This window comes from Bacillus sp. 7705b (genome assembly GCF_002289525.1).
GTDB lineage: Bacteria > Bacillota > Bacilli > Bacillales > Bacillaceae > Bacillus > Bacillus halotolerans.
This window is the reverse complement of the sequence record NZ_NSDH01000034.1, coordinates 1-25,652: the sequence shown is the minus strand read 5'-3', so window position 1 is coordinate 25,652 and position 25,652 is coordinate 1. Positions and strand designations below refer to the sequence as shown.

The 25,652-nt window shown below is 46.4% G+C and carries 22 protein-coding genes and 1 pseudogene; 10 read left to right on the top strand and 13 right to left on the bottom strand.

The annotated features are described in order from the left end of the window. Window positions 1-22: 22 nt before the first annotated feature. Both CJU60_RS13995 and gerKA read right to left on the bottom strand, forming a co-directional pair. Entirely contained in the window at window positions 23-1,246 is a 1,224-nt protein-coding gene (locus CJU60_RS13995; RefSeq protein ID WP_095714082.1) for a Ger(x)C family spore germination protein, read from the bottom strand. Beyond that, window positions 1,236-2,864 carry a spore germination protein GerKA gene (gene gerKA / locus CJU60_RS13990; RefSeq protein WP_024120205.1) on the bottom strand — a complete coding sequence of 543 codons (1,629 nt, stop codon included), beginning with the start codon at window positions 2,862-2,864 and terminating at the stop codon, window positions 1,236-1,238. The genes CJU60_RS13995 and gerKA overlap by 11 nt, the downstream gene beginning before the upstream one ends. Before the next feature lie 126 nt (window positions 2,865-2,990). Here gerKA and CJU60_RS13985 point away from each other — a divergent pair, with 126 nt between their 5' ends. Beyond that, window positions 2,991-3,212, top strand: a complete 222-nt coding sequence (locus CJU60_RS13985; protein WP_024120204.1) for a YczF family membrane protein — start codon at window positions 2,991-2,993, stop codon at window positions 3,210-3,212. Window positions 3,213-3,228: 16 nt separating this feature from the next. Here CJU60_RS13985 and CJU60_RS13980 read toward each other — a convergent pair whose 3' ends face one another. Further along, entirely contained in the window at window positions 3,229-4,983 is a 1,755-nt protein-coding gene (locus CJU60_RS13980; protein ID WP_095714081.1) for a right-handed parallel beta-helix repeat-containing protein, read from the bottom strand. A gap of 279 nt (window positions 4,984-5,262) precedes the next feature. Here CJU60_RS13980 and CJU60_RS13975 point away from each other — a divergent pair, with 279 nt between their 5' ends. Continuing rightward, window positions 5,263-6,741 (top strand): peptide MFS transporter, encoded by a 1,479-nt coding sequence (locus tag CJU60_RS13975; RefSeq protein WP_044161897.1) that lies wholly within the window; start codon window positions 5,263-5,265, stop codon window positions 6,739-6,741. Between the two features lie 35 nt (window positions 6,742-6,776). Here CJU60_RS13975 and CJU60_RS13970 read toward each other — a convergent pair whose 3' ends face one another. From CJU60_RS13970 to CJU60_RS13950, 5 genes and pseudogenes are all read right to left on the bottom strand, one after another. Then, window positions 6,777-7,622 carry an alpha/beta fold hydrolase gene (locus tag CJU60_RS13970; protein WP_095714080.1) on the bottom strand — a complete coding sequence of 282 codons (846 nt, stop codon included), beginning with the start codon at window positions 7,620-7,622 and terminating at the stop codon, window positions 6,777-6,779. Window positions 7,623-7,696: 74 nt separating this feature from the next. Then, complete coding sequence (locus CJU60_RS13965) at window positions 7,697-8,161, bottom strand: pyridoxamine 5'-phosphate oxidase family protein (RefSeq protein WP_095714079.1); 465 nt, start codon at window positions 8,159-8,161, stop codon at window positions 7,697-7,699. Beyond that, window positions 8,158-8,385 (bottom strand): phenolic acid decarboxylase subunit BsdD, encoded by a 228-nt coding sequence (gene bsdD, locus CJU60_RS13960; protein WP_010333008.1) that lies wholly within the window; start codon window positions 8,383-8,385, stop codon window positions 8,158-8,160. Before bsdD ends, CJU60_RS13965 begins: the two co-directional genes overlap by 4 nt. Window positions 8,386-8,401: 16 nt before the next feature. After that, window positions 8,402-9,823: a phenolic acid decarboxylase BsdC gene (bsdC, locus tag CJU60_RS13955; protein ID WP_024120198.1), complete on the bottom strand. Its 1,422-nt coding sequence runs from the start codon at window positions 9,821-9,823 to the stop codon at window positions 8,402-8,404. Window positions 9,824-9,825: 2 nt separating this feature from the next. Further along, window positions 9,826-10,441, bottom strand: a pseudogene (locus CJU60_RS13950) (non-oxidative hydroxyarylic acid decarboxylases subunit B). An 88-nt stretch (window positions 10,442-10,529) separates the two neighbouring features. Here CJU60_RS13950 and bsdA point away from each other — a divergent pair. From bsdA to CJU60_RS13920, 6 genes are all read left to right on the top strand, one after another. After that, window positions 10,530-11,402 carry a transcriptional regulator BsdA gene (gene bsdA, locus CJU60_RS13945; protein WP_095714077.1) on the top strand — a complete coding sequence of 291 codons (873 nt, stop codon included), beginning with the start codon at window positions 10,530-10,532 and terminating at the stop codon, window positions 11,400-11,402. 115 nt (window positions 11,403-11,517) lie between these two features. After that, entirely contained in the window at window positions 11,518-12,324 is an 807-nt protein-coding gene (gene tcyA, locus CJU60_RS13940) for a cystine ABC transporter substrate-binding lipoprotein TcyA (protein ID WP_095714076.1), read from the top strand. Beyond that, the gene (tcyB, locus tag CJU60_RS13935; protein WP_024120194.1) at window positions 12,311-13,015 is read left to right on the top strand and encodes a cystine ABC transporter permease TcyB; all 705 of its coding nucleotides are present in this window, start codon (window positions 12,311-12,313) and stop codon (window positions 13,013-13,015) included. The genes tcyA and tcyB overlap by 14 nt, the downstream gene beginning before the upstream one ends. Window positions 13,016-13,028: 13 nt before the next feature. Next, on the top strand, window positions 13,029-13,772 hold the full coding sequence (tcyC, locus tag CJU60_RS13930) for a cystine ABC transporter ATP-binding protein TcyC (RefSeq protein ID WP_024120193.1): 744 nt from the start codon (window positions 13,029-13,031) through the stop codon (window positions 13,770-13,772). 124 nt (window positions 13,773-13,896) lie between these two features. Then, window positions 13,897-14,544: a YczE/YyaS/YitT family protein gene (locus CJU60_RS13925; RefSeq protein ID WP_095714075.1), complete on the top strand. Its 648-nt coding sequence runs from the start codon at window positions 13,897-13,899 to the stop codon at window positions 14,542-14,544. Window positions 14,545-14,648: 104 nt separating this feature from the next. Continuing rightward, window positions 14,649-15,323 carry a 4'-phosphopantetheinyl transferase family protein gene (locus CJU60_RS13920; RefSeq protein ID WP_095714074.1) on the top strand — a complete coding sequence of 225 codons (675 nt, stop codon included), beginning with the start codon at window positions 14,649-14,651 and terminating at the stop codon, window positions 15,321-15,323. Here CJU60_RS13920 and CJU60_RS13915 read toward each other — a convergent pair. Next, window positions 15,318-16,652 carry an aminotransferase-like domain-containing protein gene (locus tag CJU60_RS13915; protein WP_095714073.1) on the bottom strand — a complete coding sequence of 445 codons (1,335 nt, stop codon included), beginning with the start codon at window positions 16,650-16,652 and terminating at the stop codon, window positions 15,318-15,320. The two genes, CJU60_RS13920 and CJU60_RS13915, sit on opposite strands and share 6 nt — an antisense overlap. A gap of 123 nt (window positions 16,653-16,775) precedes the next feature. Here CJU60_RS13915 and CJU60_RS13905 point away from each other — a divergent pair, with 123 nt between their 5' ends. Together CJU60_RS13905 and CJU60_RS22070 are read left to right on the top strand one after the other, a co-directional pair. Further along, on the top strand, window positions 16,776-17,717 hold the full coding sequence (locus tag CJU60_RS13905; protein ID WP_095714071.1) for a DMT family transporter: 942 nt from the start codon (window positions 16,776-16,778) through the stop codon (window positions 17,715-17,717). 49 nt (window positions 17,718-17,766) lie between these two features. Next, window positions 17,767-18,297, top strand: a complete 531-nt coding sequence (locus CJU60_RS22070; protein ID WP_095714070.1) for a YcxB family protein — start codon at window positions 17,767-17,769, stop codon at window positions 18,295-18,297. 88 nt (window positions 18,298-18,385) lie between these two features. Here the strand turns inward: CJU60_RS22070 and CJU60_RS13895 are convergent, their stop codons facing one another. From CJU60_RS13895 to CJU60_RS13880, 4 genes are all read right to left on the bottom strand, one after another. Beyond that, a complete protein-coding gene (locus tag CJU60_RS13895; protein WP_095714069.1) occupies window positions 18,386-19,630 on the bottom strand; it encodes an MFS transporter in 1,245 nt (414 codons plus the stop codon). 104 nt (window positions 19,631-19,734) lie between these two features. Beyond that, window positions 19,735-20,463, bottom strand: a complete 729-nt coding sequence (gene srfAD / locus CJU60_RS13890) for a surfactin biosynthesis thioesterase SrfAD (RefSeq protein ID WP_095714068.1) — start codon at window positions 20,461-20,463, stop codon at window positions 19,735-19,737. Between the two features lie 27 nt (window positions 20,464-20,490). Then, window positions 20,491-24,318, bottom strand: a complete 3,828-nt coding sequence (gene srfAC / locus CJU60_RS13885) for a surfactin non-ribosomal peptide synthetase SrfAC (RefSeq protein ID WP_095714067.1) — start codon at window positions 24,316-24,318, stop codon at window positions 20,491-20,493. Between the two features lie 37 nt (window positions 24,319-24,355). Continuing rightward, on the bottom strand, window positions 24,356-25,652 hold a 1,297-nt coding region (locus CJU60_RS13880; protein ID WP_255238343.1), incomplete at its 5' end, for a condensation domain-containing protein.

Sequence of the window (25,652 nt, the reverse complement as noted above, 5' to 3'; positions counted from 1 at the left end):
CTGTCACTACTCCTTTCTTGACCTATTTATGATTAAGCTGGTTTCTGAGCGGATTATTTCGCAGCCCCGTTCTTCTGATATACGTCTCCGCCTTTACATCGACAGGCAGATCAGGCAAATATTCTTTGTCCCATGTATCCCTCATTTTTTTCCACTGCTTCGGATACTTCCTGTATATCGTGTCTCCGAATCCGATAAAGTCGATTTTATGTTCCTTTATCTTTTCAACTGCATGGCTGATTTCCTTTTCCAGCTGTTTGTTGAGTGCTTTTTCGATATCGGCTAACACCTTTGGGTCAGACAAATGAAATGGATACTTTACTGCGTCTATTATGCCTTCAACCGTCACGTGAACATGAATGCGGGGACGGCCGTTTCGTATTTCCGGGTTAAGCTTTGTTGTCTGATGCGTGACCTGTAAGCTTACCGCATCTTTTGTCTTCTTCCAATCGGCATTAATAAACGTATGCTGGATTTGATTCTTAAGCCAGACAACCCCAACTTTGTCCTTATCTTCAATCCAATATTTTAAATGGCCTCTTTTATCGAATACCGCCAATCCGTCCGCCTGAAGAATGGCTTGCGGGTCAGTCGCCTGTGTGTTTTCCAGGCTGACTCCTTTTTTATCGTCCCCGATCATCCTGTATCCGGGGATCACCGGCGCTTCTGTGGTGAGGGCAAGTGTTTTCAAGACATCCTGGATATTGGTTTTAATCACCCGCCCATATTGCGCTTGCGTGAAGTCGAGTGTTTTATTGACTTTATTGGACGGTATTTTATCAATCGGCGTAAGCGTTTTGACGATATTTTCGGCTTTCGTTTTATGGGCGATGACAATCGTTGCCGTGGTCCTGAATTCCGTATCGCGGTCAAGGTTATCTAACACAAAATTCAAACCTTCCTCTCTCGCCAGCTTTTCACTGATCACGACCAGGTTGGTATGGGCAAAATAAAGCCGCCTGGATACTTTCATAGAGGCTTTTCTGAGCGCTTCCGTCATGTTGTCGCCTACTATGGAATAGACGGATATAGGCGGCCTGTCTCCCGCGCCGCCGCCCTGAAGCCCTCCGGCGACGTTTCCGGGATTAATAATCTGAAAGTGCAGTACGTAATTCCCTTCATTTGTCCGATCAATGCCGATTGCCGAAATAATCGCAAGATCTGTCAGCTCACGCTTATCCCAGCAGCCGGGCAGCACAATGATGCTCAAAAGCATGATAACGGCTAGTACACGTTTACGTATCATTCTGATCTCCTTCTCTCAACTCTTTGTTCACCATCCCGCGTGAACCATCCGGCTGAGGACGCTGGTCTTTCCCCTGACGGACCTTATCTTTTTTGCTGATGGATTCAGGCCTTTTCTGGTCGGCCCACCAAGGAACACGGAACAGCGTGTCCTTCACGCCTTGTGAAGAAAAAGGCGCAAGCGGCGACATATAAGGAACACCAAAGGAACGCAGACTGCATAAATGAACAAACATCATAATAATCCCTAAAACCAGCCCGTAAAAACCCATTACGGCAGAAGCAATGATAAACATAAACCGAATGAGGCGGGCAGATATCGCCATGGCAAACGCCGGCGTTGCGAAGCTGGCAATGGCCGTTATGGCAACGATGATGACCATAGCCGGAGACACGATACCAGCCTGAACAGCAGCTTGGCCGATAACAAGCGCGCCTACAATGGAAACAGCCGATCCTACAACCCTCGGCAGTCTGACCCCAGCTTCCCTGAGAATCTCAAAAGCAACCTCCATTGTGATGGCTTCAACAACGGCCGGAAACGGAACGATTTCCCGCTGGGCAGCAATGACGATTAACAGCTGTGTCGGAATCATTTCCTGATGAAACGTCGTGGCTGCCACATAAACAGCCGGTGCGACAAGTGAAATAAAAAAGATAAATATCCGCAGAATCCGTATACTTGTCGCAATGTCAAAGCGTGAATAATAATCTTCAACCGACTGAAAAAATTGAATAAATAAGGCTGGGGCAATCAGAACAAACGGTGTTCCGTCCACAACGATTGCAAATCTTCCTTCTAATAGATTTCCTGCGACGACGTCAGGGCGTTCCGTGTGATACATGGTCGGAAACGTCGTAAACGTTTCGTCTTCGATCAGCTGCTCGATGTATCCGGATTCTAAAATACTGTCAATGTCTATTTTTTTCAGGCGCTGCCTCACTTCCTTCAGCACCTTTTCATCACAAATGCCGTGAATGTACATCAGCGCGATATCCGTATTTGTCACAGAACCGATTTTCATTTTTTCGACCCATACATTGGGATTTTTAATGTATCGCCGAATCATGGAAATATTGGTTTGCAAAGACTCTGTAAACCCTTGGCGCGGGCCCCGGAATGACACCTGGGTGCTCGGCTCTTGTATGGAACGGTGCTCTCCCCCCTGGGTGCTGCAGATAAGCGCCTCATCAGAACCGTCCGCAAAAACCAGCGCATTTCCAAGCATCAATTCAGTGAACAGCTTGTCCCAGCTCTTTTCAGCTTTTACTCCGCCCAGCGGAAGCGTTTTTTCAAGGATCTGCTTTATCGCATGGGCGTTTTGGATGGTTTGATCCTGAATCAAAGGCTCGATTAACGATTCATGTATCGTGTTATTATCGACCAAACCCGCGATATAAATAATGGCCAGGTGAACTTCATCCTGTTCCCCTGCTTTCACTTCCCGAATAATGACATCAGAGCTGCTTCCGACTTTCTTCTTCATGTCCGCCACATTTTTCGCCAAACTTGAAGAAGCCAGAATCGGCCCTTCTTCTTTCTTCTGCTGATTCTTATCTTCTTGTTTCTGGCTGTCTTTCGTTTCGGTATTTTTCTTTTGCTTAAAAAATGACGGCATACACAAAATACCTTTCCTTATCGTTTTCTCATATTCTTCCTGTCAGCCTTAAGATTATGCATGTGACTGGCGAACGGGTATAACTCTCTCATAAAGATAGACACTATAAGCGGAGGGTGATGAAGGATGAAAATATTAGGCATAACGGCTGTTTTATTAATTTGTTTGTTGGTGATTTCAGTTTTCATGGACATGCTTCAAGGATTCAGTTTGGGAAAAGCCATTTATAATAATATGTCCAGCTTCAAGATGACATCGTTTGCGGAATGGATGATGCTGTTATTTTTTGTTTTGTTATTGGTCAGAGAGATATTCGTGATCTATAAATCGAACAAAAAAAGCCCCTAGAGCGAGGCGCTTTTGTTCAGACGATCATATTGCCGTTTACCTTATCTCCGCTGTTGTTGGTGATGGTTCCTTTGATGATTCGATTTCCGATGATGGTGGAATTGGTTGAGGTGTCCGTTTGAATGGCCACCGCCGTGCTTGCGGAGAGGTTATTGATGGTGTTTCCTGAAATGATAGAGCCTGAGGAGCCGTTGAGGTAAATCACAATCGGTCTGCCGGCTGTTCTATTGACTGAAAGGGTGTTATCAAAAATGTCATGAACACCGGTGCTGATATAGATGGTCACTAAAAGAGGAGATCTTTCAAAGTGGTTTCCGATAATAGAGGTTTTTGCACTTGTCGTACAGTAAATCGGGTAATTTTTAAAGTTTTTAAATGTATTGTTTTTAATAATTGCGCCCGCATTGTTTGTGACAGAAACCGCATACGATTCAAGGGCCGCTTCAAACGCGTCGGGGTTAAGCGTATTTCCTTCGATCAACGCGCTTCCTTGAGCGATCCAAATGCCGCGGCTGAATTTTCTCAGCACATTGTCTTTAATGATCATATCGCCTCCTGAAATGTTCACCCCGTCGATGACTTGAATAAGACAGTTATTCAGAAATGCGGTATCATCAGACAGCACCGCTCGAAGGCCGGTACTGCGCCTTGTTTCAGACAGTCCGTTTTGAATCTGGTTGCCGTCTACCTTTACGTCGGAAGACTGATAAACCAATATCCCTGTGTTTTCAAAATTGCTGATTTTGTTGTTCGTGACAAGAACGCTCTTTCCTCTGACATCAATTCCGGTTGAAAATCCGGTAATGAGGTTGCCGGCGATCACTGCATCACTGCTTTCTTTGCCTTGTGAAACACCCAATCCGGTAATCCCGACTCTAGGCGCCGCAGCCGCGTCTTCCGCCCTTCTGAGAATATTCCCCTTAATGACCGTTTGAGTGCCATACCCATAGCTGATCGTATTGTCTGAGTGGTTTCCTTCTATTGAAATGCCGTACCCGTTAAAATTGGTCACAGAACTTGAAACGTTTCCATTAAAATAGTTATTTCGAATCGAGACATTGAGCGGTTCCTCATAATCAATATTTCCTTCACCATATCCTTCAATGTCAATTCCGAATTTCGGCGCTGTTCCATTTCCCGTTCCGGCATCTTCAATCACGCAGCCCTCCACCGCAACTGTGTCACATCCGGTAATCGAAATGTTATTTCTCCTCGATCGCCGAACCTTACAGCGGCGGATGGTAATGTGCTCTGATGTTCGATAATCGTTATTTGTCTTTAAGCCCCGCGGACTGATAATGATCCCATCTCCAGTAAAATCAGAAATGTTGACATCATCAATAACAACATTCGAACACCCTTCAATACAAATGCCGAAGCCCCATTCATGGGTTGACCTTATCCCCGCGGACGCATACGTATGCTCGTCGCGCTCGCCGATAATTTGTCCACCGGAAATGGTTATATTCTCTTGCTTGCCTACATAAAATGCAGAATACCCCCAGGAGCTGTTCGGAATGACTTTGATGATACACTCAGGGTCCATGACGATATTAAGATTGCCGGGAACAATAATCCCAGCGTTGCGAAACACCTGGTTCGCATCCCCTCCAAGCGTCCCGTCAATTAAATATGTTCCTTTCGGGAACCAGACTGTATGGTACCCCTTTGAAGCAGCCGCGCTTAGGCATTGATTAATCAGTTCTGTCGAATCCGTTTTTCCGTCCCCTGAAATACCGAAATCTGCTGCATTCAAGATGAATTCAGCCAATGATCCAACCTCCTCCCGCATGATTGTTACCATGATATTCGCGGCAGCCCGATCTGCTTGTACATTTCTCTAAAATTTTATTAAAAAAGTATAAAGAAATACTATCGCTAGAAAATGTAACAAAACGAGACATAAGAAACAGGAAAAACTCACTACTTTCTGCCTTTATAGTTTTTCCATTCTGGAACTTCTTGAAATGAGTATAATTTATATTGACACAAGTATTATATAAGAATATGATTTTTATAATACACTTTTTTAAGAAAGGGTTTGGCTGACATGGCTTCGATTGATAACGAAAGTATCATTAAAAGCGTCCCGCAAAAAGGGTTCTTTGGTCACCCGCGAGGACTATTTACACTATTTTTCACCGAATTTTGGGAGCGTTTCTCTTACTATGGAATGAGAGCAATCTTGCTTTACTATTTGTATACAGAGACGGTAAACGGAGGGCTTGGCTTTGACAAAGGCACTGCGGTTGCCATTATGTCGATTTACGGATCACTCGTATACATGTCCACTATTATTGGCGGATGGCTCGCTGATCGGGTATTCGGTACCGCAAACACCGTGTTTTACGGCGGGATATTTATTATGTTCGGCCATATTGCACTCGCCTATCCGGGCAGCGCGATAGCATTCTATATCAGCATGGTGCTTATCATTATCGGAACAGGCTTATTAAAACCAAACGTTTCAAGCGTCGTTGGAGATCTTTACACGAAAGAAGACCCGCGCCGCGACTCAGGTTTCAGTATTTTCTACATGGGGATTAACCTCGGCGGTTTACTCGCGCCGTTAATTGTCGGAACACTCGGACAGAAGTACAACTATCATCTCGGCTTCGGAGCTGCCGCGGTCGGAATGCTTCTTGGACTTATCGTATTTGCTTTGACAAGAAAGAAAAACCTCGGACCTGCAGGTTCAAATGTGCCGAATCCGCTGTCTAAAAAATCTGCAATTGGCACCGGAATCGGTGTTATCATTGTGGCGATCGCAGTGATGATCTCTGTACAAACAGGCGTGCTGACGATCAACCGTTTCATCGACCTTGTAAGTATTCTCGGTATTTTGATTCCTGTTATTTATTTCATCATCATGTTTACAAGCAAAAAAGCGGACAAAACAGAAAAATCTCGTCTTGCCGCTTACGTTCCTTTGTTTATCGGTGCTGTCATGTTCTGGGCCATTCAGGAACAAGGAGCGACCATTCTTGCGGTATACGCTGATGAACGCATAAGACTTTCATTGGGCGGAATAGAACTTCAGTCATCTTGGTTCCAATCATTAAACCCCTTGTTTATCGTCATTTTCGCACCAATTTTCGCATGGCTTTGGATGAAGCTTGGCAAACGCCAGCCGTCTACACCAGTTAAATTCTCAATCGGAATTATTTTAGCCGGATTGTCATTTATCATTATGGTATTCCCGGCTATGCAAGGGAAAGAAGCACTCGTCAGTCCGCTTTGGCTCGTTCTCAGTTTCCTGCTTGTCGTGCTTGGAGAGCTGTGCCTGTCTCCAGTCGGTTTATCCGTTACAACAAAACTGGCGCCAGCTGCATTCTCCGCACAGACAATGAGTATGTGGTTTCTGACTAACGCAGCAGCCCAGGCAATCAATGCCCAAGTAGCCGGGTTGTTTGATAAAATACCTGAAACAACTTACTTCGGCACCATCGGCTTGATTTCTATCATACTCGGCGGCATCCTGCTGCTGATCTCACCGATCATCAAACGTGCGATGAAAGGTATCTTATAATAAAGAAAATCCCGCAGAGCAGCTCTGCGGGATTTTTATTTGTCTGTCCATTCCATTAAGCTTTGCCCGAAGGTCTGCGGTTCCTCCAGCATCGGCTGGTGCCCGCTCTTTTCAAAGATGACCTTCTTCACATGCGGATATATACCGTCAACGGCATCCCACAACGATACAGGAGCAACCAAATAGTCATATCTGCCTAAACCGATATAGACAGGAACCTGAACGTCTGCTAACCGCTGTATGAGGTTCATCTGCGCGAATGTATGTCCCCATAATTCATCTATGATCGGCATATTGGTGTCAACACCTTCCCATAAAGATGCCGCATTCGGCCTCTCTTTATAAAAGCTTTTCGCTTCAGGGCGAATGCACATGTGCACAAAACGCCTTTCAGGATCTTTTTCTATGTCACCTGCTAAACTTGCAATATCTTTTTCAAAACGTTTCTTTCTCTCAGGGCTGGCTGTTTCCCTAAAAAACGCTTCACTGTCCCGCTGTCTCTTTTGACTGTTATCAGGCGCTGAATTGAGGAGCACGGCCTTTCGCACATGCTCAGGGTACTTTCTGGCGTATTCTAATGCCATAAACGCATGCCCCGAATGCCCCATGATGATAAAATCCTTAAGCTGAAGATGGCGTCTTATCGCTTCAATATCGCCCAAAACTGCATCCAGGCTTTGATCTTTCGGCCGCAGCGCCCGCGCCGGCTTGGCAAAACCCCTGTGATCGGCAAATATCCATTGATATTTCTGTTTGATATCCTGATGAAATAGACGCGGGTAGTAAACCGCACTGCCGATCACGAGAATCGGCGCGCCCTCTCCTTCAATACAATAAGATAAATCAAAACCGTCTGAATGACAGATCCCCTTTGTGACCATTCCTCACGCCCCCTTTGTCTTTATATGGTTCATTATACTAATAAAAGCCTGACGCATGGCGTCAGGCTTTTTATTTATCGTTTTAATTCCTCAAGCGTTGCTTCCCATCTGTTAAGCACCTCTACAGCATTGTGAAGCTGTATCCTGACACCGGAAGTTATATCAGCGTACTTTGCAACATCCTCCTTAGCTGAAGCGATACGGCAGGCAAAGCGTTCCCTGTCATAAACCGCATCGTTCAGCGGCGGGAGCGGCTGACATTGCAGTTTTACGTAATGAGCGGCTCCTTTCCACCATGCAGTAAGCTGGGCTTGTCCCGTTCGAAGGATATTTCCCGCGGTCTCTGTGTTTTTCCACAGGGCGATCCGGATATCCGTCCGATTCAGGGCGATGATTTCTCCGGCGCTGATCATAGCGGCATGCGGCCAGCCGTCCTCCGATACCGTTTGCAGAACGAAGGCTTCATGCTGCTTTTCTTTCAGACGTTCCCCGTCAAGCAGCTCAAAGAGACGGTCTGATAGTTGATTCACGCCGATCAGGCCTTTCGTTCCGGAACAGCGGGGACTTCAACCGCTGTTTCTGTTTCTTTTGGATCGATTTTAAAGGCCGGATTATATTTTTCTGGATTTGTAATGCTTTCTGGTTCACAGGATCTCCATGTGAAAAAACATGTTTGGCATTGATAGACTTCCCATGCGCCTTTTACAGGCGATTTACTCATGACTTCTCCTTTTTTTGAATCGCATCGAGGACATGTATGCATATCAAATCATCCTTTCCTATTTATTCATCAAGTCCATTAGTTTTTGTTCCCATTCTTTTGTTGTTAATGGAGAATCAAGCGGCTGTGAATAATGGCCTCTTGTTTCCGGCGCAACAGGTGTTGTGGCATCAAGAATCATTTTGTGCGTGATTCCTGATGGATTTGATCCCGGATCAAGCGGCAGGACAGATAAATCCGGTATAATGACCGCATCGTGTTTCGGGTGCATTTTTGTAGAGAGCGCCCACATGACCTGCGGCAGGTTGAATGGATCGACATCCTCGTCGACAACGATAACCATTTTGCAGTAGCCTAGTCCGTGCGGGGTTGTGAGCGCGCGCATGCCGACCGCTTTCGCAAATCCGCCGTAGCGGTTTTTTGTTGATACAATCGCGATTAAACCGTGTGTGTACATGGCGTTCACAGCCACAATTTCATTCGGATACGCTTCTTTTAGCTGCTGATACAGCGGCACACAAGTATTAATGCCGATCATGTAATCACATTCTGTCCACGGCATGCCTAAGTATAAATGTTCAAAAATCGGGTTGTTTCTGTGATACACGCGGTTAATTTTGATAATCGGCATGCTGCGTCCGCCGGAATAGTGCCCTGTAAATTCACCGAATGGCCCTTCATATTCACGTTCTCCGGCAATGATTTCTCCCTCGAGCACAACTTCTGCTCCCCATGGAATATCAAGGTCAGACAGCTTTGATTTTACGATGCGGTACGGTTCTCCTTGGATTGCTCCCGCCATTTCGTATTCGGATTGGTCATAGAGAAGCGGAGTGGATGCCGCAGTTGTAATGACCGGTTCACATCCGAGCGCAATCGTGACCGGAAGATTAATGCCGCGTTCTTCCGCTTGGCGCAGATGGATCGCAATATCGTGCTGCGGCACAGGCTGTATGCCGAGGCGGTCTTTTCCCTTTACCTGCATTCTGTATATGCCGACATTTTGTTTGCCGAAGTTGTCAGGGTCCTCAAGGTCGCGGGAGATGACGCATGCTTTGTCTAAATAGTAACCGCCGTCTCCTTGGTTAATTCTGAAAAGAGGCAGGATATCGAACAAATTGATGTCCTCTGTGATTTCATTTTCATGAAATGGCGCTGTTTCTTCGCGTTTGACCGGCATCGGAAACTGTTCATATCGCTTCGCAAATTCAAAAAACTGCTCTTTCACCGGTGTATCTTTCGGCAGTCCCAGCATCATCGCGTGGTTCGGCCAAGAGCCGATGACATTCATCGCGATTTGCGCATTGTTGTAGCCGTAAATATTGTTAAATAGCAGTGCAGGGCTTTTATCGCCGAGGTTGCTGGCTGCCCGTGCAGCTGCTCCCAGATCAGGTTCAGGCTTTACCTCTTCATTCACCGTTAACAATTGTCCCTCTTTTTCAAGGGCAGCGAGAAATTCTCTGAAATCTTGATAAGCCATCATCAAGCTCCTCCTTTTTGTTTTTCAATTCCATTCCAGCGCTTTGCCTCAGAAAGGCGCAGGCCGAATTGGTCCAACGTTCTGAATACAATATGGTCGACCATTTCTTCTAAGCTGCTCGGCTGATTATAAAACGCCGGCATCGGCGGAAGAATAATCGTCCCCATTTTTGTGAGTGCAAGCATATTTTCGAGATGAATCTGGTTCAAAGGTGTCTCTCTTGTTAAGAGAACGAGCTTTTTCCGCTCTTTCAGCATGACATCCGCCGCGCGAGTCAGCAGATTATCCGCCATCCCGGTGCGGATGCTCGCAAGCGATTTCATACTGCACGGCGCCACAATCATGCCATCGGTATCAAACGAGCCGCTGGAGATGGCCGCCGCCTGATCCTTATGCGAGTATGTGTATGTGGCCATCTTTTCAACTTCTTTTAACGTGTAGCCTGTTTCATGTTTGATGGTAACGTTAGCCCAAGGAGACACAACGAGATGGGTTTCCACTTCCGCTGCCTTCAGCCATTCTAATAGCCTGACACCGAAAATAGCCCCTGTTGCCCCGGTCATACCGACAACGAGTTTCAAATTTTGCCCCTCCTTTACGCTTGAATTCTGTCTTCATTTCAATCATACTCCTGATATATCCATATGAAAAATATTCGTTAAATCTATAATCAATACCTAAAAGGTATATAAAAGGAGGCCCTTCTTTGGACATCCGTCAGCTGCGATATTTCATTACCATTGCCCAAGAACAAAAGATCACCTCTGCCGCCAAAAAGCTCCATATGGCGCAGCCGCCGTTAAGCAGGCAGCTCAAACAGCTTGAGGATGAGCTGGGTGTTGTATTGTTTGACCGCAATAAGAAAAAACAAATGACCCTTACATATGAAGGAAGCATTTTTCTCAAAAGAGCCAAAGAGATTCTGCACAGGTTTGAAGATGCAGTCATAGAGGTGCAAGAGCTCAGGGAGGAGGTTGCCGGCACGCTGGCTGTGGGTTCGACGATTTATTGCGCGGCTCTAATGCTTGAGAAAGTGACGCAAATGAAAGAAAGATATCCGCACCTCACCTTTAATATTTGGGAAAACGAGCCGGCAACGCTGTTAGAGCTGCTGGAAAGCCGGCAAATCGACGCCGCTGTCACGACAACCATGATAAAAAGCGATACCGTACAATTTAAAAAGCTTGACGACATTCCATGTGTGCTCGTTCTTTCTGATGATGCCGGGTATACATGCGGAGACACCATCCAAATGGAGGATATCCCTTCTTTCCCGCTGATTCTGCTGCGGCCTGTGAACGGAAAAGGTGTTTATAATCAGGTCATGAATGAATTTCACCGTCTTCAGCTGGAGCCGCGTATTGTTTGTGAATGCCACGACTCAGCAACACTGCTCAGTCTCGTCTCATCAGGATTTGGTGCGTCCATATTGCCCGTCACCATGATTCCTGTTCATATGAGAAACCATATTCACACAGTTAAAATTAAAAACAATCCCTTCGTTATGACACCGGCTGTCATGTGGAGAACTGACAGTTATTTGCCAAAACCGGTGCAGCAATTTTTGAATTTATTTTAGTTGTTTTTGTCTCATGAAAACCAAATACTTGACTCATACTAAAAAAAAGTTATCCTTTAGATTTGTAAGCTATTTTTTTATTTCAATAAAATTAATCAGAAAAGTGGGGAATAGAATGAAAAAAGCACTTTTAGCTTTATTCATGGTCGTAAGCATTGCAGTTCTCGCAGCTTGCGGAGCAGGAAATGACAATCAGTCAAAAGATAACGGAAAAAACGGCGATCTTTGGGCTTCAATTAAGAAAAAAGGCGTACTGACAGTCGGTACAGAAGGAACGTACGAACCGTTCACTTATCATGACAAAGACACTGACAAGCTGACTGGCTATGACGTGGAAGTCATCACAGAAGTCGCAAAACGCCTTGGACTGAAAGCCGAATTCAAGGAAACACAGTGGGACAGTATGTTTGCCGGCCTGAATTCCAAACGGTTTGACGTCGTTGCCAACCAAGTCGGAAAAACAGATCGTGAAAACCAATATGACTTCTCAGACAAATACACAACATCAAGAGCCGTTGTCGTGACGAAAAAAGACAACAACGATATTAAGTCTGAAAAAGACGTAAAAGGAAAAACGTCAGCTCAATCACTGACAAGCAACTATAACAAACTAGCTGCAAATGCCGGCGCGAAAGTAGAAGGCGTTGAAGGCATGGCGCAGGCCCTTCAAATGATCCAGCAAGGCCGCGTCGACATGACGTACAACGATAAGCTTGCCGTTTTAAACTATTTAAAAACATCAGGCAACAAAAACGTAAAAATCGCGTTTGAAACAGGCGATCCGCAGGAAACGTATTTCACGTTCCGTAAAGGAAGCGGCGAGGTTGTCGACCAAGTCAACAAAGCATTAAAAGAAATGAAAGAGGACGGGACTCTTTCTAAAATCTCTAAAAAATGGTTCGGCGAAGATGTTTCTAAATAATATACCGGCATTGACGCTTGGTACGGCGATCCCTTGGGATCTGGTGCAGCAGTCATTCTGGCCGATACTTTCAGGGGGAATCTACTATACGATTCCCCTTACGATTCTTTCCTTTATATTCGGAATGATACTGGCGCTGATTACGGCGCTTGCCAGAATGTCGAAAGTGAGACCTTTGAGATGGGTGTTCAGCGTATACGTATCCGCCGTACGCGGCACTCCACTTCTCGTTCAATTGTTCATCATTTTCTATCTGTTCCCGGCCTTTAACATTACACTAGATCCATTTCCAAGCGCAGTCATTGCCTTTTCCTTAAACGTCGGCGCCTATGCATCTGAAATCATCAGGGCATCTATTTTATCCGTGCCGAAGGGGCAATGGGAAGCTGGCTATACCATCGGCATGACACACCAGAAGACGCTGTTCCGCGTCATTTTGCCGCAGGCGTTTCGTGTGTCGATCCCGCCATTATCCAATACCTTTATCAGCCTGATCAAAGATACATCTCTTGCATCTCAGATTCTCGTCGCTGAGCTGTTCAGAAAAGCTCAGGAAATCGGCGCGCGCAATCTCGATCAGATTTTAGTCATTTATATTGAAGCGGCCTTTATTTATTGGATGATCTGCTTCTTGCTTTCGCTCGTCCAGCATGTCATCGAACGGCGTCTTGACCGCTACGTGGCCAAATAAGGAGGTTCCGAGTATGCTTTCCGTTAAAGGATTAAACAAATCATTCGGTCAAAATGAAATTTTAAAAAAGATAGATATGAAGATAGAAAAAGGAAAAGTCATCGCTATACTTGGGCCTTCCGGTTCAGGGAAAACGACGCTGCTTCGCTGTCTGAACGCGCTGGAGATCCCGAATCGCGGGGAGCTTGCATTTGATGATTTCTCCATCGATTTTTCAAAGAAAGTGAAGCAGTCGGATATCCTTCAGCTCCGCCGGAAATCGGGAATGGTGTTTCAGGCGTATCACCTCTTCCCTCACCGCACAGCCCTTGAAAACGTGATGGAAGGCCCTGTTCAGGTGCAAAAACGAAACAAAGAGGAAGTCAGAAAAGAAGCGATTCAGCTTCTTGATAAAGTCGGATTGAAGGACAAAATGGATCTATATCCGTTCCAGCTTTCCGGCGGACAGCAGCAGCGCGTCGGCATCGCCCGCGCACTGGCAATTCAGCCTGAGCTGATGCTGTTTGACGAACCGACCTCAGCGCTTGACCCTGAGCTTGTGGGTGATGTGCTGAAGGTTATCAAGGATTTAGCCAATGAAGGCTGGACCATGGTCGTTGTTACCCACGAAATCAAATTCGCCCAAGAAGTGGCGGACGAAGTCGTCTTCATTGACGGCGGCGTTATCGTGGAGCAGGGGCCGCCTGAGGAAATTTTCTCTGCTCCAAAAGAAGAACGGACCCAGCGGTTTTTGAATCGGATTTTGAACCCGTTGTAAAACCCAAAACAGGGCGCCTGCCGGCGGCCCTGTTTTTTTGTTGAGCCCCTTTCGCCTATTCCGCCCTTTTGTCAGATATGCTACAATGACAATCGATTGATTTTTACGAAAGAAGGGACTTCACGTGAAGCGAGAACTTGTTCTGCGCTGGACATTTTATTTTGCCGGTCTGCTTATTTTGTCTTTTGGTGTATCCCTTACGATAGAAGGAAAAACGCTGGGGATCAGTCCGTGGGATGCATTTCATTACAGCCTGTTTCAGCACTTCGGGCTTACCGTCGGCCAGTGGTCCATCATTATTGGAGCGCTCATCGTCGGATTCACGTCATTGTTTACGAGGGCTTGGCCAAAAATTGGGGCGATCCTGAACATGGTGCTCATTGGTGTTTTTATAGATTTTTTCAATTTTCTTCTGCCTGCCCCCTCCACCTACACAGGCTCCGTCATCGTCTTCTCTCTCGGCGTGCTGCTGATCGGCTACGGCGTCGGTGTTTATGTATCAGCGGGCCTTGGCGCGGGGCCGCGTGATTCACTGATGATGCTGATTACAGAAAAAACCGGCTGGAATGTGCAATGGGTGCGGAACGGCATGGAAATAACAATTTTGTTTGTAGCATGGGGCATGGGCGGTCCGATCGGTTTAGGTACAATTTTGACCGCCATCCTCACCGGTATCATTTTGCGCTTTTCGTTGCCGCAGTCAATCCAGCTGCTGAATTATGCTGTGGCAAGGCGGACAGCCGCTGTGAAAGCAACTCCGCCTATACACTAAAACAAAGCCGCTTCGGCTTTGTTTTTTTATTTTCTCCTCTATATGAGTCTTGTTGAAGTATGATAGGATGGTTTTGACAATCTTTTGCAGACGGAGGATCTAGAATGAAAATTTACGGAATTTATATGGACCGCCCGCTTTCACAGGCAGAATCGGATCGGCTGATGTCTTTCGTTTCTGCTGAAAAACGGGAGAAATGCCGGAGATTTTATCATAAAGAAGATGCTCACCGCACCCTGCTGGGAGATGTGCTTGTTCGCTCTGTCATCAGCGAGCAGTACCAGCTGAATAAAGCCGATATCCGATTCAGCGCGCAGGAATACGGGAAGCCTTGCATCCCTGACCTCCCCAATGCCCACTTTAACATTTCCCACTCCGGCCATTGGGTCATCGGCGCGTTTGATTCAGATCCGATCGGCGTCGATATTGAAAAAATGAAGCCAATCAGCCTCGGGATTGCCGAACGTTTCTTTTCGAAGAAAGAGTACAGCGATCTTTTATCCAAACATAAAGACGAGCAAAACGATTATTTTTATCATCTATGGTCTATGAAAGAGAGCTTTATCAAGCAGGAAGGCAAAGGCCTGTCGCTGCCGCTTGATTCCTTCTCCGTGCGCCTGCATGAGGATGGCCGAGTATCCGTCGAGCTTCCGGAGCACCATACGCCTTGCTTTATCAAAACGTATGAGGTAGATCCCGGCTATAAAATGGCTGTGTGCGCCGCCCGACCTGATTTCCCGGAGGACATCACGATGATCTCGTACGAAGCGCTTTTATAAATGGCTCATCAGCAGCTTTATGCCGCGTTCAATATCTTCAGTCTTCACATTGGAAAGATTGATTTTTAATAGATTTTCTTTCGGATAGTCTGATAAATAATGGCGGTCAATCGCTTCAAGAAGAACCTCTTGTTTTTTCATCTTTTGAATCACTCTTGATGCCGGCAGATCCTCAGGAAGCACCAGATGGGTATGCATGCACGGGGCCTGGCCGCTGGAAAATAGAAAGCGGCCGCGGCTCGATTGTCCGTGTGTTTGAATGGCTTCATGAAGCCTGAGGGACCGTTCCTTATAGGAATTTCTGATTTTCTCCTTGTGCCTGCCGAACATTCCGCTTTTGATGTAAATTTCTAACGCGGCTTGAGAAATCATCGAGCAGTCAATGTCGTTCAGCTTTTTGTACGTATGAAATGTGTCAGTCAGCGCATTTGGCAAAACGGCGGCCCCCACGCGAAGGCCGGGAAATATCATTTTTGAAAAGCTTTTTAAATAAATCACATGTGAGGACAGATCGTATGCGTACAGCGGGTCTGCCTTTTTATTTTCCTCGAGATCACCGAGATAGTCATCCTCAACAAGATAGACGTCATAGGCTGCCGCCAATCTTACCAGCTCTCGTTTGTCCCGTTCGGCCAGTGAGCTCCCAAGCGGGTTATGGAAGCGTGGCATCGTATAAAAAAATTTGATCGGTTCTGTTTGAAACAGCCGCTCGACTTCCGCTAAATCAAGCCCCTGCTCCGTTCTTTTTATCCCGATTGCGGGGATGCCCAGTGTCTCCAGCTGTTCAATCATCAAATGATAGCCTGGCTGTTCAATGGCGATCTTCTCTTTCCCATTGGGAAACGGCATTGCACATAGCAGGGATAGTGCCTGCTGGACGCCGGATGTGATAAACATATGCCGCTCGTCCGCAAATACCTGCTGATCAGCAAACAGCTTTCGCAATACACGGATGAGCGACGGGAGGCCTTTCGGCGTTCCGTAGAGAAACAAATCATGCTTGTATGTATCAATCGCTTTGTTGATGCAATGCTGAAAATCCACATACGGAAAAATATCAGGGTCCGGCGCAGACGTTGCAAAGTCGATTGGGCTTGACTTGCCGTGATGCTGCTTCCTCGTCTTTTTCACAAGATAATAGCCGCTTTTCGGAACAGAATAGATGAGATGGCGTTTTTCCAGCTCTTGCAGCGCGCGGATCACCGTGCTTTTGCTGACTTGATAGCGGGCGGACAGCTGCCTGATGGAAGGCAGCCTGTCTCCCTCTTGATAGACACTGCTTTGCATCATTTCCTCTATCTGTATGAAGAGACTGATATACTTCTCCATTCTTTCTCCCCCTGTTTTGTACCGGTACAGTTCATTGTTTTTCTCATTGTACCGTTCCTATCCACCCCATACAATAAAAGGGAGCGGCCGGCTCTATTATTTATTTAAAGGAGCACTTCCTGTATGTATAAAAACCAGCAAACCTCAGCTTATCTTGCAGCTATGTTATACGCTTTGATTATCGGTTTATCCTTTCTTTTTGTGAAAATCGCGCTGCAATCGGCAGAACCATTTGATATTCTTGCACACCGGTTCACCCTTGCGTTTGCAGCGGCTACTATACCTGTCTTATTCGGATGGGTGAAGCTGTCCATCCGTTTAAAAGATGTAATGGCTATTTTGCCGCTCGCCCTGCTGTATCCGGCGCTGTTTTTCAGCTTTCAGGCATTCGGCCTGGTGTACTCGTCATCCTCTGAAGCCGGGATCATTCAGGCATCGATTCCGATTTTTACAATGGTCTTTGCCGCTTATTTTTTAAAAGAGCGATCGACGTGGGCTCAAAAAGGGTTCACCGTGTTATCAGTTGCGGGCGTTATGTTTATTTTTGTGATGAAGGGCGTGAACGTTGAATCGGCCAGCCTAAAGGGATCTGTACTCATTCTCTTGTCCGCTCTGTCTTCAGCTATGTACAATACCGCCGCAAGAAAAATGACACAGCGTTTCCGGCTGATAGAGCTCACCTACATCATGTCAGCGATAGGATTTGTCGTCTTCAATGCCATCGCCTTGGTGCGGCACGGCGCTTCCGGAACGGTCGGCACTTACTTCCATCCATTCCGGGAGCCCGGCTTTATTCTCGCGATAGTGTATTTGGGCGTGTTATCTTCGCTCGTGACTTCGTTTATGTCCAACTATGCGCTGTCCCGGATTGAGGCGTTTAAAATGAGCGCCTTTAATCATTTGTCCACCATCGTGACGATGATTGCCGGAGTTGTGGTTTTGCACGAAAGCCTAGCCTGGTATCACCTTGCCGGTGCGGTTTGTATTATCATCGGCGTGCTGGGAAGCAATGCCGGTCTCCGAAAAAGAAAGCAAACCAAAAAATCCATTTCTATGAACAAATGAGATGTTATGTTAGAGTTGAAGGAAAAATGGTTTGAGGTGCAGTGTAAGAATGATTCAACACAGTGTCTTTCTAGAGGGAGCCATTTCATTACAAGATATGAGATGTTACTTTTTATCCCGGCAAAGAATATCAGCTTTGTTTTCTTTTATTTATATTTTTCTTCTATCTTTATTGGTGTATTCACTTTATGGATTTCCGTTTACTGTTTATGACAGCGAAACACTTGAAGTGATATATAATGGTATTTTCATAGCGATTCTATCTTTGATCTTTACATTGCTTTTGATTGCTTTTCATTATATGCGGCTGCGTACCAGCTATAAGAACAATACACGGCTAAAACGCAAAAGGACATATACCATGAACCGGCAAGGCATTCAAATTCAATCCAAAAACGATGTTACGTTGTTTGAATGGGATGAAATAAGGGCAGTTGCAGAATATAAACACTTTTTCTCAATCAAAACTTCTAGTCACCAGGTCATCTTAGTTCCTAAACGTTTTTTTGTATTCGAAAATGAGCTCCACTCATTCAGACAGCTTGTAAAAGAACATGTACGTGCCAAAAAAGTAAAATGACAAATTTAAAAAGAGGGTTTTCCCTCTTTTTTTATGTTAATGAGATATGCCGCTCCATTGAGTAACATTCTCTTCAGCTAATGGAGATTTACCCCTCAACACTCTCTTCGTTATGAACATGATTGTTTTTTTTGATTGGCGCCAGCTCCAATAATGCTGATAAACTTACAAGCACCAAACACACAACAGTAACCAGCAAATAATTATGATTCATGTCAAAAAACAATCCGCCCACATACACACTGAGAGCGCCGGCGATTTGATGGATAAAGAAATTGATGCCTAGGAGCGAACCGATAAGCCCGGTTTGAAAGCTTTCAGAAATGGACGCAGCGGTCAGCGGGATCACGCCTGTGTAGCTGAGCCCGAATAACAGCGTAAAGCACAAGTACCAGAGCTCACTGTTATGAATGCCGAGTGCGGGAACGAGCAGGCAGATCAAGCTGATGAGACGAATGAAAAACAAAATGGAGAGCATCACGCTTCTGCTGCCAAGCAAATCTGACAGCCAGCCTGCCAATAATCCCCCGATGATAATAAACGCCCCGAATGCAGCCATCATTCCGTTGATATGAGAGACATGCGCATCCTCCAGCATTGGAACGAGATGAGCATCAATGATTCCCATCGTAAATCCGCACGTAAATACGCCGAAGTACAGGATATGAATGAGGCGGGACTGCTTTAACACCTTCCAAAATCCCTGCCAGTCATAAGATTTTTTCACGGACTGCCCTTGGACATTGGGCGGGTGCTTCATTCCGAAGGCCAAAAGAGGCAGCAGGACAGCCGCTAAGAAAATGCCCAATATTGTATACGCAGTTTGCCAGCCTGCATAGTAAGGAGCCGCAGCCCAAATCGGTGACAGCAGCAGCAAACCGGCTGAATTTGCATTGGTCAAAATGGCGAGCGCCAAGCCTTTATGCGTGTCAAACCAGCGGCTGATAAAATACTGTGTCGTCACGCCAACCGCGCAGGAATAGCCGATTCCGCCGAGCACTCCGTAAATCACGGAAAATATATGGACATTCGGCGAATGCGGGAGCGCCAAAAAGCTTGCGCTGATACAAATGGCGCCGATCCCCATAATCTTTCTGACGCTGAACCGGTCAATAAAAAAGCCGACAAAAAACTGAACGACTCCCGTTGTGATCATAAAAATGCTGACGGAGGCCGAAATCAGCGACCGATCGGCGTGAAAGGTCTCTGCCATCGGGAGCATAAAAAATTGAAAGGAATTTCTGAATGAGTTCATTCCGATGGCGAAGACAAACGTGAACAGCAATACTAACCATTTCATCTTAGGAGACGCGCAAAGGATGTGCCGAGACATTTTTTCCTGACCTGCCTTTATTTGAGTATTGCGACTATTATATCATGAAAAAATTTACATTCTATATAAAAAAAGCGAACAGCACAGCGCTGTCCGCTTTTTCATTAAGAACTGGAAATCGGATGCTGATTCAAAATCGCAAAAATCCGTTCCGCCACTTCCTCCGTATTTGACAGCAGAAACATATGCCCGCCGTCAAATTCATGGAACATGATGTGTTTCGCCCACTTCTTCCAGCCTTCCGCATCCCGGATGCATTTTTCGTCATTCAGTCCGTTAAAGACGTGGACCGGCGATTGGATCGGCGTCATGTCGTTAAGCTCGAATTGTTCAAGAGCCCGGTAATCCGATCTGAACGAAGGAAGGAAAAATGACATAACTTCTTTATTTTCAACGAGCTCTGCGGGCATTCCGCCTAATTTGATAATATGATCGAGAAATTGATCATCAGGCAAATGCGATACTTTTTTCCGCTGAATATGCGGCGGCTGAATCGCAGAAATAATCACGGCTTGCGGAAAAATGCCTTCACGCTCCAGTTTTTGCGCCAGCCTGAAGGTAATCATGCCGCCCATGCTGTGCCCGAACAGCACAAACGGCCGATCTGGATGCAAATGTAATTCTTGCTTGTACAAATCAGTCAGCTGCTCGAGATCCTCAATTGCTGACGTCTGATTTGTGCCGTGCCCGGGCGGTTCAGCTGCAAGCATTTCACACTCCCCCTGCAAAAAAGCATGGAGAGGGCGAAATGACGCCGAGTAGCCGCCGGCAAACGGAAAACAGATGAGCTGCGTTTTTTCCGATGCATCAAATGATCTGAAGAGTTGGCTCATTGGCCGGCTCCCCCTTTCATCGCTTCCTTAAGAAAGCGTTATGGTTTGTTTATTAAGAAATTCGCGCAAAATCCCGGCATTCCTATCAAGACATTCGCCCTGCAGCATTTCGGCGTGTGTACCGAAGCCTTTTTTCACACGATAAGCGCCCGTTGTCGCCTCTTCCCACGACGAAAGCCATTCAGGCATTTCAAAGTCAATATCAGAGGTCAGCAAATCAATGTCCGCTTTCACTTGGCCCGAGCTGATCAGGTTGACATAGTATGAGTAGAAGGCATGTGTTTTTTTCTTGAGCCCCTGCTTGACGGCTTCGCTATTGAGGGCTTCATTGTCCCGATTTACATTCATCAGCGCCTCGACATCGTTTTCGACCGTGCGTCCGTCCAGATCACTGACGCCTTGTTTTTTATAGGAATCCACCATAATGATCCGCTGTACGGTGCGTCCCTGCTCTTCAAGTTTTTTAGCGGCTTCAAACGCCAGGCTGCATCCTGCTGAATAACCAAACAGTGTCACAGGACCTTCCGGCTGAAGCTCCTTGATCAGAGCGGCATAACGGTCAAGACGGTTTTCCTCTTCAATAAAGTCAAAGGCGCACAGCTTGTATGACGGCAATTGCTTGGCCAGATTCTGATACATTAAGCCATATCCCAATACCGGCGGGAATGCGAAAATGATGTCATCCTGATCCGGATTCATGATTGTAACGTCCTGAAGTCCTTCTGAGCCTCCGTTTTTCAGATATGCTGAAATGCCGGCAATCGTCGGCGCTTCAAACAATAGCTTCACCGGAAGGTCCATTCCGAGCTCTTTTTTGATGCGAGAAGCGGCTGTCATCGCCCTTAAGGAATGGCCGCCAAGCTCGAAGAAATCGTCATGGATGCTGACTTGCTTTCTGCCGAGAATCTCGGACCAGATTTGCGCGATTGTTTCTTCCGTTTCATTTCGAGGCCCAATCCATTCTTGCGATATCTGATCTTGCTCCGGTTTTGGCAGCAGACGTTTATTGACTTTTCCGTTTGTTGTTAAAGGAAGCTCGTCCAAGAACGTAAATGTCTGCGGCACCATATAAGCAGGAAGCTGTTTTTTCAGGTGTGCCTTAACGTCTCCTGCTGAAAGCTGTGTCCGGTTCACAAGGTAGGCGTTAATTGATGCGTCCCCAGACTCGCGGCGGTCCACCACGACGACCGCGTCTTTTACTCCGGGATATTCCTGCAGCTGCTTTTCGATTTCTTCCAGCTCGATCCGGTGTCCCCGTATTTTCACTTGATCATCAATGCGGCCGGCGTATTCAATCGTACCGTCAGGCAGCCAGCGAGCGAGATCCCCGGTGCGGTAAAGTGTTTCTCCCGGTTTGAACGGGTTGGCGGTAAATTTCTGCTTCGTCAGCTCATCACGGTTTACATAGCCTTTTGATACACCCATTCCGCTGATGCATAGTTCACCGACCGCTCCGAATGGCTGGAGCTGATTTGATTCATTGAGAATATAAATACTTGCATTGCTGATCGGCTTTCCGATCGGCAGTGAGGAGATAGACTCCGGAATCTCGTGTACGACGTGAGCCGTTGCAAACACCGTGCCCTCAGTCGGACCGTAGCAGTTAATCAGCTTGCCCGGCCCCATGATCCGCATCGCTTTCCTGACGTGAGGCACAGACGCGCGTTCCCCGCCGAATAACACACAGCGAAGCCCCTTCAGCCAATCCTCTCCCGCATCTGTGAGAAGATTAAATAAAGCTGTGGTCGCAAACATGACGCTGACATTCTCTTGACGGATGAGGCTCGTGAGACGGTCTGTATCAAGCAGTGTATTTTCATCTGCGATAATCAGCCTTGCTCCATTCAAAATGGAAGCGTAGAAATCAAAGGTAAATGCGTCAAAAGCGTAATTCGATACAGATAAGAACGTGTCTTTTTCAGAAAACGTCATGTAGTCAACGTGCTTCACTAATCCTTGAATATTGGCATGCGTCGTGATATTTCCCTTTGGCTTTCCGGTTGTGCCTGATGTATACATGATATACGCCGCATCATCTGGTGCAATCGCGGTTTCAGGATCGCTTGCCTCTTCTTCAAAACGGATGGGATCATCAATGATGAGCGTTTGGCCTGTAAACGGCAGCTGACTCGCTTGCTCTTTCATCTCTTGATGTGTAAGCAGACATGCCGCCCCGCTGTCGGTCAGCATATATGAAATTCGGTCATCCGGCAGCTTAGGATCAACCGGCACATAAGCAGCTCCCGCTTTTAACACACCGAGAATCCCAATCACCAGTTCCAGCGAGCGCTTCGTGTACAATGCAACAACTGAGCCTTTGCCTGCCCCTTGCTTTTGCAAACGGCGTGCGAGGCGGTTCGTTTCCTCGTCTAATTCGTGATAGGACAGCGTTCGGCCTGCAAATGTGAGCGCCGGTGCACTTGGATTGACGTCCACCGCCTCCTTGAACCAATCCGTCAGAGGTTTTGGCTCACACGTTTGAGGTGCCGGATTTAAGCCGTTAAGCAAGTACTCTTTTTCTTTTTCGTCAATGAAATCAATGGTGCTGACAGGCTGATCCGGATGCTGAATAAGCTGCTGAATCGCTGTGAGAAGCTGGGATTTTAAGCGCAGCATAAACGCTTCATCAAACACATTCTCATTATAGGCAAGCTTGATCAGCATTTCGTCACCCGGGGAGGCCATCAAATTGAGATCGTAATTTGACTTCTCAAATACATGGACATCCTCCATATCGAATCCGTTTTGTCCGCTTTCTTCATTGCTTACATCCTGAAGCGGATAATTTTCAAACACGATGATGTGGTCAATCAATTTCGGCTGGTTGGCTTGGCTTTGAATGTCATAAAGCGGCACATATTGATGCGGTTCTGACTCAAGTGACTGCTCCTGAAGCTGCTTGAGCAAACCGTTGAACGTCATGTTTTCAGGCAATTTCACTCTTCTTGGAACAACGTTGATAAACAGGCCGACCATATGTTCAACGCCTTTGATTTCCGCGGGACGCCCGGAAACGACTGTACCGAAAGCCAAATCGTCAGACCGCTGATAACGGCTGATCAGTACGCTCCAGACTGCCTGCAAAGCGGTACTCAAAGTGGTGTGCTGAGATTTCGCAAGCTCTGTAAAAGCTTTTGTTTCCGCTTCCGGCAGTGAGAAGAGAAGTTCTTTCGGTTCGTACCCTTCCTTTTGTTTCTTTCTTTGTTCCGCAAACGTCGCCTGTCCTTCAAAGTCTTCCAAGTACTCGCGCCAGTAGCGGAGCGATGCTTGTTTATCCTGCTTTTCAAGCCACTTGATGTATTCCTTATACGGTTTGACAGGCGGCAGACTGTACGGCTTTTGTTCGCGCAGGGCGTTGTATACCTTAAACAGATCCTGCACGACGATGCCGAAGCACCATCCGTCCAAAATAATGTGGTGGTAGCTCCACACCCATTCAAAGCTGTTGTCAGCTTTTTTGAAGATGGCTGCCCTCATCGGAATATCCCGCGTTAAATCAAAGCCTTTGATCTTATCCTGTGCTTTGTATTCATTGATTTTGTCCGTTTGCTCACTTTCGGATAAACGTGTCAGATCCATTTCTTCTATATGAAATTGACGTTTTTTTAATACGACTTGAACGGGCCTTTTTACTTTTTCGTGAATGAACACGGTACGAAATACATCGTACCGGTCCATGATGACATTCATGCTTTCTTCAAGGCATTTGATATTGAAGTCGCCCTTTACTTTCATCGTAATTTGTTCAAGGTAAAAGCTCTGGCCGGGATTAAGGATGGTATGAAACAGCATCCCCTCCTGCATCGGCGATAGGTAATACATATCTTGAACCTGATCTTTGCTAAATTGACTCATATGTTTCGCTCCCGCCTTCTGTAATTCCCTTGCGTTTTTATTTCAAATTCTCCTCAAGCATGTCAAAGATATCGCCCATCTCATCCATTTCAAGGTCTCCCGCACTGAAGTCGCTCGGTGTGAATTCCTTGTCCTCTTTTTCCGTACAATGGCGGATGATCAGGAGGAGATTTTCTTTAAACCGCTCCATTTGTGCTTCGACCGTTGCTCTTTCATATTCCTTCTCATTGTAGGAGCAAGAAAGGACAAAACGTCCGTTTCGGATCATGCCGCTGAAGCTTAAAGCGTACAGGGCTTCTGATTCTTCGCTCACTTGGCGTCCCATATCGAAAGCGGACGGTTCAAAGAAATCCGTTTTCACTTCACTGTCGAATTGGCCTAAATAGTTAAAGCTGATTTCCGGTGTGAAGCCTTGCGCTTCCGCTTGTTCTGTAAAGTAGCGGAGAATGCCGTATCCGACGCCTTTATCCGGAACGCGGCGCAGGTTTTCTTTGACTGCTTTGATGACCGCTGAGACATCTGTTTCAGACATGTCGAGCACAACAGGATATTGTGCCGTAAACCAGCCAACCGTTCTGGAGATGTTCACATTCGGGATGATGTCTTCCCGTCCGTGCCCCTCGAGATTGATGCCGATTTTGACACCGTCTGTCCATTCTTTCATCGTTAATCCGAGCGCACTGAGGAGAATATCATTGATCTCGGTTCCATATGGCTGATGAACATCTGTTAAGAGATGTTTAGTGTCTTCTTCATTTAATTCGCAGATGACGGATGATGTATGTTTGACAACCCGCTCCTCTGTTTCATCATCCTTCGGTACAGCAGAAACCTCTTCAGCGTCAATTTGCGCCCAGTATTCAGCCTGCTGCAAAAGGTGTGCTGATTGGCTGAATGCCGCCAATTCTTCCGCCCAATCCTTGAAGGAGTTCGTTTTTTGCGGGAAGACGATTTTCTCTTCGTTCTCAGCCTGCACGTAGCCTGATGCAAAGTCCTCAAGTAAAATCCGCCATGATACGCCGTCGACCACGAGATGGTGTACAGCGATGAGCAGATGATCCCCTGCTTCCGTGCGGTACAGCTCCCCTTTCAGAAGCGGACCGTTTTGCAGGTCGAGACTGCTTTGCAGACTGTCAGCGAGAACCTTAATCTGGCTTTTCAGCATATCTTCATCTGAGCCGTACAGATCAACGATTTCGAAGCTGACCTCGCATTCGTCTATCCGTTTATACGCTTGAATGATGTCGCCGTTTTCTTCACGGTAGACCATGCGAAGCGCGTCATGATGCTCAATCAGTGCCTGCAATGTCTTTTCAACCCGTTCAGGATCGAAA

What these genes read in the sequence shown, in the direction of transcription:
- CJU60_RS13975 (WP_044161897.1), top strand. Translation starts at nt 5,263, where the DNA reads ATGGCTTCGATTGATAACGAAAGTATCATTAAAAGCGTCCCGCAAAAA.
- tcyA (WP_095714076.1), top strand. Translation starts at nt 11,518, where the DNA reads ATGAAAAAAGCACTTTTAGCTTTATTCATGGTCGTAAGCATTGCAGTT.
- bsdD (WP_010333008.1), bottom strand. Translation starts at nt 8,385, where the DNA reads ATGCATACATGTCCTCGATGCGATTCAAAAAAAGGAGAAGTCATGAGT.
- CJU60_RS13895 (WP_095714069.1), bottom strand. Translation starts at nt 19,630, where the DNA reads ATGTCTCGGCACATCCTTTGCGCGTCTCCTAAGATGAAATGGTTAGTA.
- tcyC (WP_024120193.1), top strand. Translation starts at nt 13,029, where the DNA reads ATGCTTTCCGTTAAAGGATTAAACAAATCATTCGGTCAAAATGAAATT.
- bsdC (WP_024120198.1), bottom strand. Translation starts at nt 9,823, where the DNA reads ATGGCTTATCAAGATTTCAGAGAATTTCTCGCTGCCCTTGAAAAAGAG.
- CJU60_RS13920 (WP_095714074.1), top strand. Translation starts at nt 14,649, where the DNA reads ATGAAAATTTACGGAATTTATATGGACCGCCCGCTTTCACAGGCAGAA.
- CJU60_RS22070 (WP_095714070.1), top strand. Translation starts at nt 17,767, where the DNA reads ATGATTCAACACAGTGTCTTTCTAGAGGGAGCCATTTCATTACAAGAT.
- CJU60_RS13970 (WP_095714080.1), bottom strand. Translation starts at nt 7,622, where the DNA reads ATGGTCACAAAGGGGATCTGTCATTCAGACGGTTTTGATTTATCTTAT.
- srfAC (WP_095714067.1), bottom strand. Translation starts at nt 24,318, where the DNA reads ATGAGTCAATTTAGCAAAGATCAGGTTCAAGATATGTATTACCTATCG.
- tcyB (WP_024120194.1), top strand. Translation starts at nt 12,311, where the DNA reads ATGTTTCTAAATAATATACCGGCATTGACGCTTGGTACGGCGATCCCT.
- CJU60_RS13915 (WP_095714073.1), bottom strand. Translation starts at nt 16,652, where the DNA reads ATGGAGAAGTATATCAGTCTCTTCATACAGATAGAGGAAATGATGCAA.
- srfAD (WP_095714068.1), bottom strand. Translation starts at nt 20,463, where the DNA reads ATGAGCCAACTCTTCAGATCATTTGATGCATCGGAAAAAACGCAGCTC.
- CJU60_RS13905 (WP_095714071.1), top strand. Translation starts at nt 16,776, where the DNA reads ATGTATAAAAACCAGCAAACCTCAGCTTATCTTGCAGCTATGTTATAC.
- CJU60_RS13995 (WP_095714082.1), bottom strand. Translation starts at nt 1,246, where the DNA reads ATGATACGTAAACGTGTACTAGCCGTTATCATGCTTTTGAGCATCATT.
- CJU60_RS13985 (WP_024120204.1), top strand. Translation starts at nt 2,991, where the DNA reads ATGAAAATATTAGGCATAACGGCTGTTTTATTAATTTGTTTGTTGGTG.
- gerKA (WP_024120205.1), bottom strand. Translation starts at nt 2,864, where the DNA reads ATGCCGTCATTTTTTAAGCAAAAGAAAAATACCGAAACGAAAGACAGC.